This is a genomic window from Nocardia sp. NPDC059154 (genome assembly GCF_042755705.1).
Lineage (GTDB): Bacteria > Actinomycetota > Actinomycetes > Mycobacteriales > Mycobacteriaceae > Nocardia.
On record NZ_JBHZCS010000022.1, the window covers coordinates 4,873 to 18,645 of the forward strand.

General features: G+C 65.4%; 15 protein-coding genes, 1 pseudogene and 1 riboswitch. Of the genes and pseudogenes, 5 read left to right on the plus strand and 11 right to left on the minus strand.

The window, feature by feature from the left end; genetic code table 11:
- Positions 1–53 precede the first annotated feature (53 nt).
- From ACFXN1_RS20055 to ACFXN1_RS20085, 7 genes and pseudogenes are all read right to left on the minus strand, one after another.
- A complete protein-coding gene (locus ACFXN1_RS20055) occupies positions 54–224 on the minus strand; it encodes a hypothetical protein (protein ID WP_379398545.1) in 171 nt (56 codons plus the stop codon).
- A 304-nt stretch (positions 225–528) separates the two neighbouring features.
- Positions 529–698, minus strand: a riboswitch (M-box (ykoK) riboswitch).
- A 576-nt stretch (positions 699–1,274) separates the two neighbouring features.
- A complete protein-coding gene (locus ACFXN1_RS20060; RefSeq protein ID WP_379438446.1) occupies positions 1,275–1,724 on the minus strand; it encodes a Fur family transcriptional regulator in 450 nt (149 codons plus the stop codon).
- Positions 1,696–2,559 carry a metal ABC transporter permease gene (locus ACFXN1_RS20065; RefSeq protein ID WP_379438447.1) on the minus strand — a complete coding sequence of 288 codons (864 nt, stop codon included), beginning with the start codon at positions 2,557–2,559 and terminating at the stop codon, positions 1,696–1,698. Before ACFXN1_RS20065 ends, ACFXN1_RS20060 begins: the two co-directional genes overlap by 29 nt.
- A complete protein-coding gene (locus tag ACFXN1_RS20070) occupies positions 2,556–3,467 on the minus strand; it encodes a metal ABC transporter permease (protein WP_379438449.1) in 912 nt (303 codons plus the stop codon). The genes ACFXN1_RS20065 and ACFXN1_RS20070 overlap by 4 nt, the downstream gene beginning before the upstream one ends.
- Positions 3,464–4,150: a metal ABC transporter ATP-binding protein gene (locus ACFXN1_RS20075; RefSeq protein ID WP_379438450.1), complete on the minus strand. Its 687-nt coding sequence runs from the start codon at positions 4,148–4,150 to the stop codon at positions 3,464–3,466. The genes ACFXN1_RS20070 and ACFXN1_RS20075 overlap by 4 nt, the downstream gene beginning before the upstream one ends.
- 52 nt (positions 4,151–4,202) lie before the next feature.
- Positions 4,203–4,370: pseudogene (locus tag ACFXN1_RS20080) on the minus strand (hypothetical protein); the annotation flags it as partial.
- Entirely contained in the window at positions 4,371–5,303 is a 933-nt protein-coding gene (locus tag ACFXN1_RS20085; protein WP_379438452.1) for a metal ABC transporter solute-binding protein, Zn/Mn family, read from the minus strand.
- Between the two features lie 243 nt (positions 5,304–5,546).
- Between ACFXN1_RS20085 and ACFXN1_RS20090 the strand changes: the two genes are divergently transcribed.
- Both ACFXN1_RS20090 and ACFXN1_RS20095 read left to right on the plus strand, forming a co-directional pair.
- Positions 5,547–5,846 (plus strand): hypothetical protein, encoded by a 300-nt coding sequence (locus ACFXN1_RS20090; RefSeq protein ID WP_379438453.1) that lies wholly within the window; start codon positions 5,547–5,549, stop codon positions 5,844–5,846.
- A 208-nt stretch (positions 5,847–6,054) separates the two neighbouring features.
- Positions 6,055–6,645: a DUF4291 domain-containing protein gene (locus ACFXN1_RS20095; RefSeq protein ID WP_379438455.1), complete on the plus strand. Its 591-nt coding sequence runs from the start codon at positions 6,055–6,057 to the stop codon at positions 6,643–6,645.
- A 75-nt stretch (positions 6,646–6,720) separates the two neighbouring features.
- Here ACFXN1_RS20095 and ACFXN1_RS20100 read toward each other — a convergent pair whose 3' ends face one another.
- Complete coding sequence (locus tag ACFXN1_RS20100) at positions 6,721–7,002, minus strand: hypothetical protein (RefSeq protein WP_379438456.1); 282 nt, start codon at positions 7,000–7,002, stop codon at positions 6,721–6,723.
- Positions 7,003–7,004: 2 nt separating this feature from the next.
- Here ACFXN1_RS20100 and ACFXN1_RS20105 point away from each other — a divergent pair, with 2 nt between their 5' ends.
- From ACFXN1_RS20105 to ACFXN1_RS20115, 3 genes are read left to right on the plus strand one after another with little or no spacing between them, the layout of a single operon-like run.
- Positions 7,005–8,354 carry a carboxylesterase/lipase family protein gene (locus tag ACFXN1_RS20105; protein WP_379438458.1) on the plus strand — a complete coding sequence of 450 codons (1,350 nt, stop codon included), beginning with the start codon at positions 7,005–7,007 and terminating at the stop codon, positions 8,352–8,354.
- Between the two features lie 29 nt (positions 8,355–8,383).
- Positions 8,384–8,713 carry an SDR family NAD(P)-dependent oxidoreductase gene (locus ACFXN1_RS20110; protein WP_379438459.1) on the plus strand — a complete coding sequence of 110 codons (330 nt, stop codon included), beginning with the start codon at positions 8,384–8,386 and terminating at the stop codon, positions 8,711–8,713.
- Positions 8,659–9,285 (plus strand): SDR family oxidoreductase, encoded by a 627-nt coding sequence (locus tag ACFXN1_RS20115; protein WP_379438461.1) that lies wholly within the window; start codon positions 8,659–8,661, stop codon positions 9,283–9,285. Before ACFXN1_RS20110 ends, ACFXN1_RS20115 begins: the two co-directional genes overlap by 55 nt.
- A 223-nt stretch (positions 9,286–9,508) precedes the next feature.
- On the opposite strand, the gene ACFXN1_RS20120 is transcribed toward ACFXN1_RS20115, so the two are convergent.
- The 3 genes from ACFXN1_RS20120 to ACFXN1_RS20130 are packed head-to-tail and all read right to left on the minus strand — an operon-like array spanning position 9,509 to position 13,732.
- Positions 9,509–10,270 carry an SAVMC3_10250 family protein gene (locus tag ACFXN1_RS20120; protein ID WP_379438462.1) on the minus strand — a complete coding sequence of 254 codons (762 nt, stop codon included), beginning with the start codon at positions 10,268–10,270 and terminating at the stop codon, positions 9,509–9,511.
- Positions 10,243–12,078, minus strand: coding sequence for a serine/threonine protein kinase (locus tag ACFXN1_RS20125; protein WP_379438464.1), 1,836 nt, complete (start codon positions 12,076–12,078; stop codon positions 10,243–10,245). The genes ACFXN1_RS20120 and ACFXN1_RS20125 overlap by 28 nt, the downstream gene beginning before the upstream one ends.
- Positions 12,071–13,732, minus strand: coding sequence for a vWA domain-containing protein (locus ACFXN1_RS20130; RefSeq protein ID WP_379438465.1), 1,662 nt, complete (start codon positions 13,730–13,732; stop codon positions 12,071–12,073). The genes ACFXN1_RS20125 and ACFXN1_RS20130 overlap by 8 nt, the downstream gene beginning before the upstream one ends.
- Between the last annotated feature and the right edge of the window lie 41 nt (positions 13,733–13,773).

Genomic DNA, 13,773 nt, shown 5'->3' on the forward strand with positions numbered 1-13,773 from the left:
GGGACGCCGCTCCCTGTGGCGGTCGCGGCCGAGGCTGTCGACCGCTGCGGGTGTCAGGCGTGGAAGGAGTGTCCGCCCAGGGAGGCGGTGTAGACCGCGCTACGGCCGCGGGCCAGGTGCAGGTTGTGGCGCTCCTGCTCGGACAGCCGGTGCCGCGTGACGTAGCGACGGACGGAATCGGTCAGCGAGACGTAACCCGAACGGGGGAATGCGATGACGGCCATGATGGGGGCTTCCTTTGCGAAAGGCCAACCGCTGCAATACATTCTGGGCACGACAAGGCACACCGAAGGCACGCATCGACCACGTCACGGACGACCGGTGTCGCCGTGGTCGATGCCTGATTTCGGGATGTCAGGCGGTTACAGTGTCGCAGCAAGCTGGGAACGAATGTTTTCGAACCGGACTCGGATACGGACTATCACCGGACTTCATGTCGTCCCTCACCTCCTTGCTGCCTGGACGCGCACGTCACTACGTTGAAATGTCAGAACATCAAGGGGAGAAAACCCGAATAAACTGTTCGGATTGGCACCCCTCTCGTCAGAGCTTCGGCACTGCACGACGTGATCCCTTGCGGGAAGCCACTTCGGGTGACCCCTTAATCCGGGGAAACCTGTCCTAACCCTGGGCGTCTCTCGACGTCGTCGGATCAGTGGCCTGTGTTCGTGCAGGAGCCTCGCCTAGCGAGGTGCTGACCGGAGAATACTGGGCTGTTTTCCGGCGAAAGTCAAATCGGGGCCGGTCGGTTTCTGTACGCGCCGGCCAGGACCGCGCCGGGCGTGGTCGTGCCGAAGCGAAAGCCGCAGTAGCACAAACACGTTCCAACTCAGGCCGCCGGCACGTCTACGGGGCCGGCCGGAGTATTGATCCGATGGAAGAACCGGATCAAGGCCATTCAGCGCTCGGTCGCGGCTGCGACCGGCCGATCATCGGCCCCGTCCACGTCCCGGACGGGGCCGTTTCCGAGATGTCTGCGCACCCGTGCCACCAAGGCCCCGGAGCAGCGCGATCAGCAAGATCACCAACACGATCGCCGAACCAACCCACACCTCGGTGTGACTGTATGCCGGGACATGGCCCGTACCGGCCCCGGCGATGATCGCCCACCCTGTGGGAATGCCCACAGCTTTCAGGCTAGCCGACCGGCGCGGGCCGCCATCGCTCACGCGTCGGTCGGCTGTCTCGGCGGCGGTCGGTTCGTTGAGGCACTGACCCGCACCGACTGTCATCCGCTCTCGCTCCCGGGCGAGGTCGTCGAGTCCGACTCCCGATCAGGGTTCTGCGAGCGGGTTCGCGGCCGCACAATCTGGGCAGGTGCCATACAAGTCGATGTGGTGTTCGAGGTCGATGTAGCGATGTTGGTGCGCGATGCGCTCGGTGTGGTGTTCCAGCTCGCTGACGGCGAATTGTTCGGCGCGGCCGCAGATTCGGCACAGCAGGTTGTGGTGGTGGCCGGTGGTGCGGCGGAGGCGGTAGAGGAATTCGCCGTCCTCGGCACGTTGCGTTTCGACCAGTTGTTGCTCGGTGAGCCGGTGCAGGATTCGGTACACGCTGGTGAGGCCGAAGCTGATGGACCCGTCGGCGCGTAGTTCGGCGTGCAGTTGCTGGGCGCTGCGGAAACGGTCGTCGCGGCCCAGCAGGGCCAGCACGGCACGTTGCCGCTTGGTGGTGCGGGGAGCGGCCCGATCGATGTCAGCTGATGGAAAGTTCCGTTGTCGCATGTGCTCGGTGGCGTCGGAAGCGGTCGAGGAGGAAAGCGCACAGATAGCAGCAGGTTGCGACGGCCATGATGGTGAAACTGGCCGGCGCGGCGGGTATTTCGTAGGAGAGCGTGATGCCCGCCCAGACGGCCAGGACGGCCAGCGCCGCGGACAACCAGAATGCCGTCCACGGCCGGCCCGTGAGCCGGGCCGCGGCGGCCGCCGGGGCGGCGAGCAGCCCGAGGACGACGACGGACCCGACCAGCGGGGTGGCCTCGGCGACGGTTGTTCCAACGATGGCCAGGAATACCGCGCCCAGCAGGCACGTGGGCACACCCGCCGCCCGGGCGACAGCGGGATCGATGGTCGCGAACAACAGCGGGCGCGAGACGCTCAGCAGCAGCGCGATCGCGACCGCGCCGACGAGCGCGGCAGTCGCGGCCGCCGCGGCATTGATCCCGAAGATGCTGCCGAACAGCACGTTCACGTTCGCATTGCCGTTTCCGCCGCTGCGGTGCGTGGTGTCGTAGGTCAGGAACAGCACGCCCAGACCCAAGATCCAGGAGAAGAACGACCCGATCGCGACATCGTCCGTGCCGCCGCGAATTCCGCCCAGGCCCAGCGTGAAACCGGCCGCGATGGCCGCCGCGAAGAGTCCGGCGCGAGGGTTCAGTCCCGCAGCCAAGGCCGCCATGGCGCCGGTGTAGGCGACGTGGCCGAGCGCATCGCCGGCGAAGACCTCGCCCCGTCGCACGAGGAAATATCCTGTCAGGCCGCACAATACGGCCACTGCGGTCCCCGCGAGGAACGCGTGCGCGATGAACGGATGCGCCAGCATCGCTGTCACGGCGTTCATGCGGCGACCTCCCGAGGCAAGTCGGCGGCTTGCGATGCGAGCCTCCGCAGCGGCACCCGGTCGCGCCATTTTCGCCAGGTCAGGCAGACCAGGTAGACACCGAAAGCGAAACTGCTGACCCAGAATCCGATCGGATACGGCGAGAAGAACGCGAAACCCATTCCCACCCAGGTGACCACGAGCGCGATCGCGACCGACGCCGCGATCCCTCGGCCCGGGTGACCGGTGAGCTGGTGTGCGGCCGCGGCCGGGGCCACCAGGAGAGCGAAGACCAGCAGACTGCCGGTGACCTGACTGGTGCCCGCCGCAGCGACACCCAGCAGCACCATGAAGGCTGCGGCCACAAAATGAGACGGAATACCCTGCACGGCAGCAGCTTCCGGGTCGATCGAGACCCACAGCAGGGGCCTGCCGAGCACCGCCAGCAGCAGCAGGCACGGCACCGCGGCGACCAGCAACAGCACGACCTGCTCATCGGTGACGCCCGCGATCGTGCCGAACAGCAGGTTCGTCAGCCCGGACAGAAAGCCCTTGTACAGGCTGACGAACAGCATTCCGGTGGCCAAGGCGAACGCCTGCACGATGCCGATCACGGCCGACTGTTCACCGCCACCGCGGGTCCGGACCGAGCGGGGCAAGGCGGCGATCACGATCGCCGCGCCGACACATGCTCCGAAATACCCATATCCGGAGGCGATTCCGAGCCACGTGGCCGCAGCCGCACCCGGAAACCCGACCACGGCCAAGGTATGGCCTGCGAAGCTCTCCCGACGCAATACCATCACCCAGCCGGCAGCACCCGCCACCACCGCGACGATGGTGCCAGCGCGCACGGCATTCACCATGAACGGATACGAGAGCATCTCGCGCAGATCCTGCACCAGATTCCAGGATGCCGCCGGGTTCATCGGGACTCCCCCGTATCGGGATTCGCGAGCACATGCCCGGCCGCGACATCGGGCTGCCCGACGACCACGAGCCGCCCGGTGCTGTCGCGCAGCACCTCGATCCGGATACCGTAGAGCGCCGACAGCCGCTCACCGGTGATCACTTCCTCGGGTGTACCCGTCAAGGAGGTGCCGTGCGCTAGATAGATCAGCCGATCCAGGTACGGCAGAATCGGATTCACGTCGTGAGCGACCATCATGACCGCGACTCGCTCCTGCCGGCAGACATCACGGATGAGCGCGCTGATCCCGGCCTGACTCGGCACGTCGAGACTGTCCAGTGGCTCATCGAGCAGCAGCAATCGCGGACGGCGAACCAGTGCCTGCGCGATCAGCAGCCGCTGCTGCTCGCCGCCGGAGCACTGTCCGATCGGCCGGTGCGCGTACGCGCTCGCGCCGACCAGCTCGATCACCTCCCGCAATCGCCGTTGTGTCGCCTGTAAGCGCTGTGGCGCAACGATTCTCGACAGGAACGGGATGGGTGTACCCCAGCGTGCGCCGTCGAGGCCGAGCCGGACGATGTCGATGCCACGGATGCGGACACTCGCGTCGAAGGCCCGACGCTGCGGCAGATATCCGATCCCGGCGTTGTGCCGGCCCGGTCTGCCACCGAGCACCTCGAGTGTCCCCGTATCGGTCGGCACCAGGCCGAGAATCGCTTTTCAGCAGTGTCGATTTCCCAGCACCGTTCGGGCCGAGCACCGCGACGAAATCCCCCGGCTCCACGTCCAGCGAAACCTTGGACCAGATCCGCTTACCGCCAACCGCTGCCGCGATCCCCCTCATATGGACCACGGTTTCCGGGTTTGACGGCGCCGGGTCCGCGACGGGGTCCGCCGCGGCCCGGGCCTTCACGGTGGTCATTTACTTGCCTGTCGCCTTGTGCAGTGCGTCTTCCAACGTCTGCAACTGAGCGGACTGCCAGTCCTGGAACGTCGCATCGGCCGGGGCGAGCGTCTCGGTGACGGTGCTGACCTCGATGCCCTGCTTCTTGACCGCGTCCACCTGGGCCTGGACGTCCGGGGTGCTGTTCTGGGTGTTGTAGACGTAGACCTTCAGCGCCTTGGTGGCGATCTGCTGATCGATGGCCGCCTTGTCCGCCGGCGCGGGATCGGTGCCTTCGCTGATCGCCTTCAGGAACGCGGCGGGCGTGATCAGCTCGAGCCCCAGCGCATCCGAGAGCGGCGAGAAGATCGATTCGCTGGCGCCGACCGGGGTGCCCGCGTACTTGGCCTTGATGTCGGCGACCAGGCCGTTGTATTTCGCCAGCGCAGTGCCGACGAACTTGGTGCGCTGATCGTCGAAGTATGCGGCATCGGCCGGATCGGCCTTCTTGTAGTCGGCGGTGATCGCATCCACGATCTTGGTGACCGAGGCCGGCGAGTACCACTGGTGCGGATTCCCGTCCTCGGCCACCCCTAGCTCCTTGCCCACGGTGAGCTCGGTGCGATCCTGGCCCGGGTTGGCCGCCAGCAGCTTGTCCGACCAGGCGTCATAACCGATTCCGTTGGAAATGAACACCTTCGCGCCTGCGACCGTACGCGCGTCGGCGGGCGAGGGCTCGTAGTCGTGCGGGTCGGTGTCGGGGTTGGTGATGATGCTCGTCTCGTGCACCTTGTCACCGCCGAGCTGTGCCGCGATGCTGCCCCAGGCATTGATCGTCGCCACCACCTCGAGCTTGCCGCTCGACGACTCCGACGACTTCGACGACGTGCTGCACGCCGTCGCTACCCCCACCACCGCCACCGCGCACGCGGCCGCCGCCATCGCGCGTTTGCTGAAAACCAGACCAGCCATCTTACAACCTTCACCAGCTCTTGAAATTGAAAATCATTAGCAACAACGTAACAGCCCTCCACCCCTTTTCCAAGCCGAATCCGAACCGGTCATCCATGCGAATCGGCAGGCCGCCGAGCACATCGGGCCACCTGAGAAATAGCTACCTATCAGCACATACGCAAAAGGATGCGCACATTATGATGTGAAATTGACAGCGGAAGGGAAGCACTCAAAGAGAGGCACGAGAAAGGAACGAGGATCATGACCACACCCGAGCATGCGGCGCACACCGAGCACGACCACCATCACGGCGAAGGTTGCGGACATGTAGCTGTTCCACACAACGGCCACACCGACTACGTACACGACGGCCACCTGCACCGTGCACACGGCGATCACTACGACGAGTGCGAACCGGCCGCGCACACCGCGCACGAAAGCCACGATCACGTTCACGGCGAGGGCTGCGGCCACACCGCCGTGCCCCATGGCGACCACGTCGACTACATCCACGATGGGCACCGGCACGCACCCCACAACGGGCATTACGACGAACACTGATGATCGTGCTCGGCGGATGCGGTTCGAACGTCCGGATATCGACAGCCGTAGGTGATCGGCGGACGTTCAGCCCTGAAAGCTGTTGTGGCGCAGGGGTGGCGATGGGAGGTCAGATGCAGCGTGGCTTCAACACCCTGCCTCGCAAACGCCAGTCCTGCGGGTAAAGCAGTGGCAACCACGGCGTGCACGGTCATACTCTGCGTTCGTTATGAATCAGTACGAGATCCGCGCAGACTTCGACCGCGACACGATCGTCGTCTACCAGGCCTTCAACGACGCCATCGCCTCCGCGGCTGTCGCAGCGCAGCGCTTGGTCGAGCCCTTCTCACTGAACCGCATGACGTGGATCAAGCCGTCCTTCCGATGGCTCATGCAGCGCAGCAACTGGGCCCGCAAGCCCGGTCAGGAACGCATTCTCGCCGTCCGGATCACCCGGACGGGATGGGAGGAGGCCCTCACTCACGCTGTCCTCACAAGTCCCGAGCGGCGTGTCTACGCTGACGCCGCACAGTGGCGGGCGATGTTCAAACAGGCGCTCGTCCATGTCCAATGGGATCCGGAATACTCGATCCACGGGGCGAAGCTGGACCACCGCAGTATTCAGGTCGGCCTGTCACGAAACATCGTCGAACGCTACGTCAGCGACTGGCCCGTAGAGATACGCGATTGCACTCCCCTCGTGCACCGGATCTCCGCACATCTGCGCGAGGGGCGGGCCGACCGCGCCAAGCGCCTCATCCCTCCGGAGAAGCTCTATCCACTCGGCGAAGAACTAGCGAGAATCCTTGGGGCCCTGTGACTTACATTCGAGCACAGGTGGGCGAACCCGGCGGCACCGCGACCGAGCTTTTGCAGCGACGATGTGAGACCAGCGTTAGCTTCGCCGGTGCCGTCGCCGCCTCCACCGTGGCGGTCGGCTGACCCGACCTGCCGTCGCCACCCGGTGCGCGCCTTCCACGAAGGCGCGCACGGCTACCCTCAACTGTCCGAGGCTCTCCCCCTCCTCGATCGCGTAGCCGGAGTCGTAGCCCAGACCGATCACAGTGTCGACCACACCGGCGACGGTGATCATCGCGCCGTCGTAGGAATGACCGGCCAGCACCGGGTTTGGGTCTGCGATTGTTTCCTTCGGCGGCACCGGCAGATTGGAGTTCATCGATGATCACAACGACGGACACGAAGAACGGTGTGCTGCGCGGGGCGGCCGAAGAGGGTGCCGTCGTGTTCCGGGGTGTGCCCTATGCGGAAGCCGTTCGGTTCTGTGCGCCTGGCCCCGTTCAGCCGTGGCGCGGGGAGCGGGACGCCACCCGGGACGGGCCGATCTGTCCGCAGTTGCCGTCGCGGCTGGAGGCGGTGATGGGCGTGCAGGAGGATCACGAACAGTCCGAGGATTGCCTGAACCTGACGATCACCACTCCGGCGGTCGATGATTCGCTGCGACCGGTTCTGGTGTGGTTCCACGGCGGCGGGTTCGTCACCGGGGCAGGTAATTTGGGCTGGTACGGCGGACATCGGCTCGCCCGTGAGGGCGATATCGTGGTCGTTGGGGTCACCTATCGCATCGGAACGCTCGGGTACCTGCGTGCGGCCGGAGTATCGGACGGGAATTTCGCTCCCGCCGACCAGCTCGCCGCACTGCAATGGGTTCACGAGAACATCGCGGCCTTCGGAGGCGATCCGGGTGCGGTGACGATCGCGGGTCAGTCCGCCGGGGCCCACAGTGTGCGTTGCCTGCTCGGAATGCCCCAGACCCGTGGGCTTTTCCGCCGAGCCATCATCCAGAGCGACCCGACCGGCGTGGTCGGGATCGGCAACGCCCGCATGGCGAGCCGCAGCGGCCGGCGTTTCGTGAACCATCTCGGTAGCGACCCGCGTCAGGCATCGATCGCCTCGATTCTCGGCGCACAGGGCAGGCTCATTGCCGAGTCCGGGGGCAGGCTGAAGCTGATCCCTGCCTCGGGTCACATGACCGTTCCCGGCGTCGGCGTCATGCCCACCCAGGCGCGATGGAACTCCGAGATCGATTCCCGTGCACAGGATCTGGACGTGATCATCGGCACCACCGCGCAGGAGATGACCGCCTTCCATCGACAGGTCCCATGGATGCAGCGACTGCGTGCTATTCCCGGCATCGGCCCGGCCCTGGCCACTGCGATCGAACAGACGATCAGGGCCCTGATGTTCGGAATCCCGAGCCGCCGCTTGGCGCGTCGGCTCAGCAGAGCCGGTGCCCGCGTATGGATGTACCGATTCGACTACCGCGCACCGGATTCCGGCTTCGGTGCCACACATTGCATCGAACTGCCGTTCCTCCTCGGCAGCGATGCCGCCTGGGCCGACGCGCCGATGCTCGCCGGAGCGGATCGACGCGAGCTCGACACCATCGGACGGCAGACACGTGCCGCATGGCTGAGCTTCGTGCGCACCGGCGCCCCCAGCGCCGACCCCGAATGGTCGCCGTTCACCGCGCCCAAGCCCTTCGTCCGGCACCTGGGCGTAGCCGGCTGAGCTTCACCTCTCGCGACAGACGGCGGTAATTGTCAAACTCGTGGCCGGTCAGGACTTCGGCAGGTGGCAGCCGGGGCATCGGACTGACCATCGGCCGGCGCGCCGCCGCCGACGGCGCCAACATCACCTTGATCGCCAAAACCGCTGTCCCGCAGCCGAAGCTGTCCGGCACCATCCACACCGCCGCCGCGGAGTTGGAGCGGGCCGGCGGCCGCGTGCTGAGTTTCGTCGCCGATATCCGCTTCGACGACCGGGTCGAAGCTGCGGTCCGCCAAACCGTCGACCGGTTCGGCGGAATCGTATCGTGGTCAACAACGCCTCGGCGATCGACCTGTCCCCCACCGATGAGATCGCCATGAAGAAGTACGACCTGATGCAGGACATCAACTGCCGCGGCAGCTACCTGCTCGCCCGGACCTGCCTGCCCGCCGTGCACGAATCAACTGTCGCCGAGCGCAATCCGCACATCCTGACGCTGTCGCCGCCGATCGATACGAACCCGCGCTGGGCCGGAGCACATCTCGGCTACACGATCGCCAAATACGGGATGTCGCTGACCGCCCTGGGCCTGGCGCACGAACTGCGCCCGGCGGGGATCGCCGTCAATTCCCTGTGGCCGCGCACCACCATCGCCAGCGCGGCGGTCGAGAATGTGCTCGCGGCAACGAGATGCTCTCCCGCTCACGCACTACCGAGATCTGCGCCGACGCCGCCTATACGGTGCTCACCTCCCCCCGCCGCCGAGACCAGCCGCAACTTCTTTCTCGACGAGGACGTCCTGGCCGCGGCGGGCGTCCCCGACTTCCGACAGGTACCGTGTCGCGCCCCGGCGGCGGCGACCTCCAGCTCGACCAGTTCCTGGACTCCTGACTCCGCCACGTGTCGCTCGCGGCCACTGTCCGCACTGTGCGCGGGCCGGGTCAGCAGATGATCCATCAATGCCCGCACCGCCGGGCCGCGCGGAGGTGTAGGTCGGCTCGTTGGAGAGCGTCGTAGGCGGCCTAGCGGAGGTGGGTGTGCAGGGCCGGGTGTGTGAGCGAGTAAACAGGTAAGCGTATCTGCAGTGGCCATAGCCGGGCTGGGCCGATCCCGCTACGGCCACCGGTGCAATCGCCAGCCTTTTCGATTGAGCCGACCGTACTGAGACCGGTCTGTCATGGCCGTTCATACCGCATATACAGAGGAGACGCGAGCACAACAGGAAAGGGCAACTGCGGGGGGTGAACGACCCCGGTGACTCGAGCGTGGCCCCCCAAGTAGGGCGCAAACTCTCGAAAGTCGGCACTGCACGCGACTTCTCGGAAGAAGGTAGTCAAGTTCTGGCGAAAGTCGGTGTCTTCGTTGGCCGGAGGGTTCAAGAAATGCCGGAGGCTGCGGACTGTGCCCGAGCCGCGCGCGGCGAAAAGTGCTTCGAGGATCTCTTTCGTGGCACCGAGAGATACCGAATAGCCTCCCGGCCGGTCAGCGGTTTCGGGCGCCAACCGGCTCGACGCGACGTGGCGCGCCGAGCCGTGCAACATGATGCGTGGCGTGGTGACCGTGATTGGTTCGGCCTCGCAGAACAGCGCAAGACCGGGGACCAACGGCGCGTCAAGGTGGGCGATGCCGATTCGGCCCTCGAACACGACCCATTGGCCGGGTTCGATATCGATATCGGTGTAGTCCACGGACGACTCTTCGAGATACTCGATAAGCTGCCGAATTCTCTCCTCACTCGCAACGACATCCGCAAGATCAACATCCAGGCCCACCTCGACCGGGGTGAATTTCGCTTTCGCCGATATCTTTCGCATTCGCATACGTTGCCACCACGAGGCCTTGACCGGAACGAACTGCTTCACCTTCGGGTCGGACAGATAGAGGAATTCGTGGTACAAGTCAGCACCCTTCATCTCGAGATCGCGGTCGTAGACCATCGACCGGCGAAGTCTTCGGCAGCGATCAAGACACGCCCTTCAGCGATCGCCCCGAGTTGTATACGCCACGCAGCGCCTACGGTCATCGCCACTCGGTGGCAAGGCCGGCCGGTAAGATGCTTCCAGTCGGGATCCGCACCGTCGAGCCAGCTGGTGACCCACAATCCGGTCGCACCTGCAGCAGCGAGTGTCATCCCGTCTCGTTGCCCGACGCAGGCCACGTCGATCACTTCACCGGGAACCGGAATTGTGCAGGTTGGCAACCACTCCCCGTACCGCCGTTCAAAGCCCATCAATTCACGGCGATCGGTCACCGAGGCAAAGCACACCGGCTCGCCCAGCGTATTCAAGCCAATGGTCGCGGACCGAATGTTACTGAGGCCCAAGCGTTTCACGGAGTCATCGACGATCGATAACAGTTCGCCGGTCGCGGAGACCGCGACAACCACTATCGTCCCGTCATGGTCCGCCAGAGCGGACAGCACCCGTCGCAGATACGGTCCAGAGCTGTGCCGATGAATCGTCCCGTCCACTGAGATCTCCACTGCGGTCAGGCGATCACGTATCGGGTCGACCACCTGCGCAAGCGCAGAGCCAGCTGCCGTGCGCGCCACCGCCAAGCCTGCACCCACCGACGCGCTACCGATATCCTGCCAGGCTCCATTCCGAGCGAGCATGAGCCGTCCCGCTTTGTCGATGACAAAGTCGACGTGGGTGCCCCTGCCATCGACCATCGATCGAACAACGACAGGGGCCGGGGGCGCACCGGCATCCGGCACCAGCGCCCACAGTGCGCCGGGGCCCAACCGCGCGTGGGTTATGGCCATGCTCGCGAGCGCACTGACCGTTGTGGTGTGTAGACCGTCGACCGCCACATCGAGATCGATGTACCGCAGTACAGCCGATGCGGGTCTCCCGAGATCCGCCAGCTGAGATGCCCAGCGCACCAACGATTCCGGCCGCGAATCGGGGTCCTTCGCCAGCAAGGCGGTCACGTGTGCAGCTAGTTCACTGGGGAAGCTTCGCCGGACGAGTTGGTCGTAGCACTCGATCGCGGCGGCCGCCGGCGGCGGGTTGCTGCCGGTGAGCAGGAAGAAGATTACTCCACCGAAGGAATACCGGTCGGCCGCCGGGCTGCCATGCCCCGTTACCGACGCCTCGGGCGCGGTGTAGCCCTTGTTGACGATGACGGTGACGGGACCGCTGCGGGTCGGCACGGCGTAGGTGAAGTCTATGAGCGACACGGTGTCGGCCTGCGGGTCAAACATGACATTCGACGGCGAGATGTCCCGGTGTACGACCTCCATTCTGCTGCACGCGATTCCGTCGACGATCGCGGCAAGCTTGGCGGCGACGGAGCACACCTGCTCGAAAGCGGGGTTCCGCTTGAGCCATTTGGTCAGATCCAGGCCATCGACCCAGGGCGAGACCACGTATAACGTACGCACCTCACCAGCCCGGCCCGGCGGATGCGGTGAGGGACCGGTGAAGACCTCGGCCGCGCCAACTACGCCGGCCACCTCACGTTGCAGCTGGCTGGTTTCGTCCCGCGCCTCCTGGGCACGCTGGTACAACCGCTCGAGCGCGTCGGCGGGCGATTCGTCGTGCGCCGCGGCCAAGTTCTCGGCGTGCTGGATCTTGATCGCCCAGCGGTGCTTGCCACCGTTGCGCCGCGGCGAGGTGGCCAACCATACGGATCCCTCGCCGCCCTGCCCGATCTCCTCCTCCAGCAGAAATTGATCAGGGTTTTCCGCGTTACCGACCCGGAACCCCGGTTGTGCGTCGAGGCCGTACGCGAGTTCAGTCACGGTAGGTGAATCTGCTTGTGACACTGGGCCTGTCCGGTTCGTGCTCATCTCGGCCCTCCGGTCGCATGTCGGCCAAGCGAACGCGCAGCTCGTCGGTCAGGTCGTGCACCCGTTGCATGAGAAGGACCTGGGCGCTCATGGGCGAGTCGACCGCGGCTCCGGTCAGCGTGCTCAACGCCTCGTAATCGATATCGGTACCGGCCAATTCGCCGAGCAATCCGCATAACGGCGCGAACTGCGGTTCGGTTCGGGTGACGGCCAGACCTCGCGACAGACTCGAGGCGAACGCCTTGACGTCGGTGACAGGCCGACCGAGTTCGCGACTAAGCAACTGCTGCAAAGTCAGAGGGCGCCAGATCGGCCGGCCGTACACGCGGGTCGCTTCGTCGTTGCAACCGATGAAGAGATCCGAGAGACGATCGCGCAGCTCGTCGCGCCGCCGGTCCCACTCGATCGTCTCGATCGCACGCAGACGCTCGAGCGCTGCCCTGGTCCGTTCGGGCAGGGGTCCCGGCCGGGCGGGCTCGGTGAGCCGCTCACCGACCCGGTGCAAGATGCCTGCGCCCAGCCCCGCGAAGTAGTCGGCCAACACGTCCAGGCCACCGACAGTTGTGGGATCGCCCCCGCCGACCTTGACCAGCTCCTCCAGAAGAGCATGGTTTGGGACAATGGCCTCATTGGGCTGGTATATCCCGCGTCGGTAGAACAGCTCGGCAGTGCTGATTCCTATGGCGTGCAGCCGAATCCCGACGTCGCGATGCAGGTGGGCGACAAGGCTCACCGGTTCCTGCACAGTGTGCACGACTTCGCCGGTGCCCTGGTCGCCCGTCGGCGTCCAGTTCGCTCCGTCGCTCACTAGCACGATGAGCTTCTCGTTGCCTGGGTGACCGTCCTGGTACAGCACATTCGCCGCGGCGTGCAGCGCATTGCCGATATCGGTGACGCCGTCCGGCCGCAGCACCGCGACGGCGTGGCGGAACTCCATCACCAGAGCTTCCGGTGAGCTTCCGTCCAGCTGCGTCATTCCGCCGGTGCGCGGGAATTTGTGCTGCACATTCTGATTGAACTCGAGCAGTGCCAGGCGCGAAACACGGCCCGAGACCTGCAGGCGGATGTCGAGCATGTCCAGCAGAGCACGTTTTAGGGCGTCTATCCGGGTAATCCAGTGGTTCGGCCGGCTGTAGTATCCCGGGCCTTCCTGGGCGGCTGGTATGTCGTCCACGGTCATCGAGTTGCTGATATCGGCGAGCACCACAATATCCACACCAGCACGCACCGAGGAGGCATACAGCTCTACGACGGAATCCTTGGTCAGGCATACCAGTCCGCCGCCACGGCTGATATCGATCTCCCGTACTCTATGGGGCACCCCATTGACCGGCACGAAGACGTCCGCACCGGTATCCGGTATCCACAGCAGCGCACCGGCGAGACCAGCATGCGCAACCTCTCGCGCGGCATCGACCGGGTCGCGCTCGGTAGGCAGTTCCAGCACGATTCGCCGGACCGGTTGGGGAACGACAGGATCAAAGCGCCACGGCCGCCGTTCCGCTGGATCGATGTCCCACATCGACGCGAGATCATCGCCGATGACCACGTGGTCGGCCGGTACATCCGGAACTTCGCTCGCGTACACGGCGATCCGGGTCGGCACCGGAGTGGATTGTATTTGCAGCAGGCCGGGTCCACCGGGCA

What these genes read in the sequence shown, in the direction of transcription:
- ACFXN1_RS20055 (WP_379398545.1), bottom strand. Translation starts at nt 224, where the DNA reads ATGGCCGTCATCGCATTCCCCCGTTCGGGTTACGTCTCGCTGACCGAT.
- ACFXN1_RS20060 (WP_379438446.1), bottom strand. Translation starts at nt 1,724, where the DNA reads ATGCGACAACGGAACTTTCCATCAGCTGACATCGATCGGGCCGCTCCC.
- ACFXN1_RS20065 (WP_379438447.1), bottom strand. Translation starts at nt 2,559, where the DNA reads ATGAACGCCGTGACAGCGATGCTGGCGCATCCGTTCATCGCGCACGCG.
- ACFXN1_RS20070 (WP_379438449.1), bottom strand. Translation starts at nt 3,467, where the DNA reads ATGAACCCGGCGGCATCCTGGAATCTGGTGCAGGATCTGCGCGAGATG.
- ACFXN1_RS20085 (WP_379438452.1), bottom strand. Translation starts at nt 5,303, where the DNA reads ATGGCTGGTCTGGTTTTCAGCAAACGCGCGATGGCGGCGGCCGCGTGC.
- ACFXN1_RS20090 (WP_379438453.1), top strand. Translation starts at nt 5,547, where the DNA reads ATGACCACACCCGAGCATGCGGCGCACACCGAGCACGACCACCATCAC.
- ACFXN1_RS20095 (WP_379438455.1), top strand. Translation starts at nt 6,055, where the DNA reads ATGAATCAGTACGAGATCCGCGCAGACTTCGACCGCGACACGATCGTC.
- ACFXN1_RS20100 (WP_379438456.1), bottom strand. Translation starts at nt 7,002, where the DNA reads ATGAACTCCAATCTGCCGGTGCCGCCGAAGGAAACAATCGCAGACCCA.
- ACFXN1_RS20105 (WP_379438458.1), top strand. Translation starts at nt 7,005, where the DNA reads ATGATCACAACGACGGACACGAAGAACGGTGTGCTGCGCGGGGCGGCC.
- ACFXN1_RS20120 (WP_379438462.1), bottom strand. Translation starts at nt 10,270, where the DNA reads ATGGTCTACGACCGCGATCTCGAGATGAAGGGTGCTGACTTGTACCAC.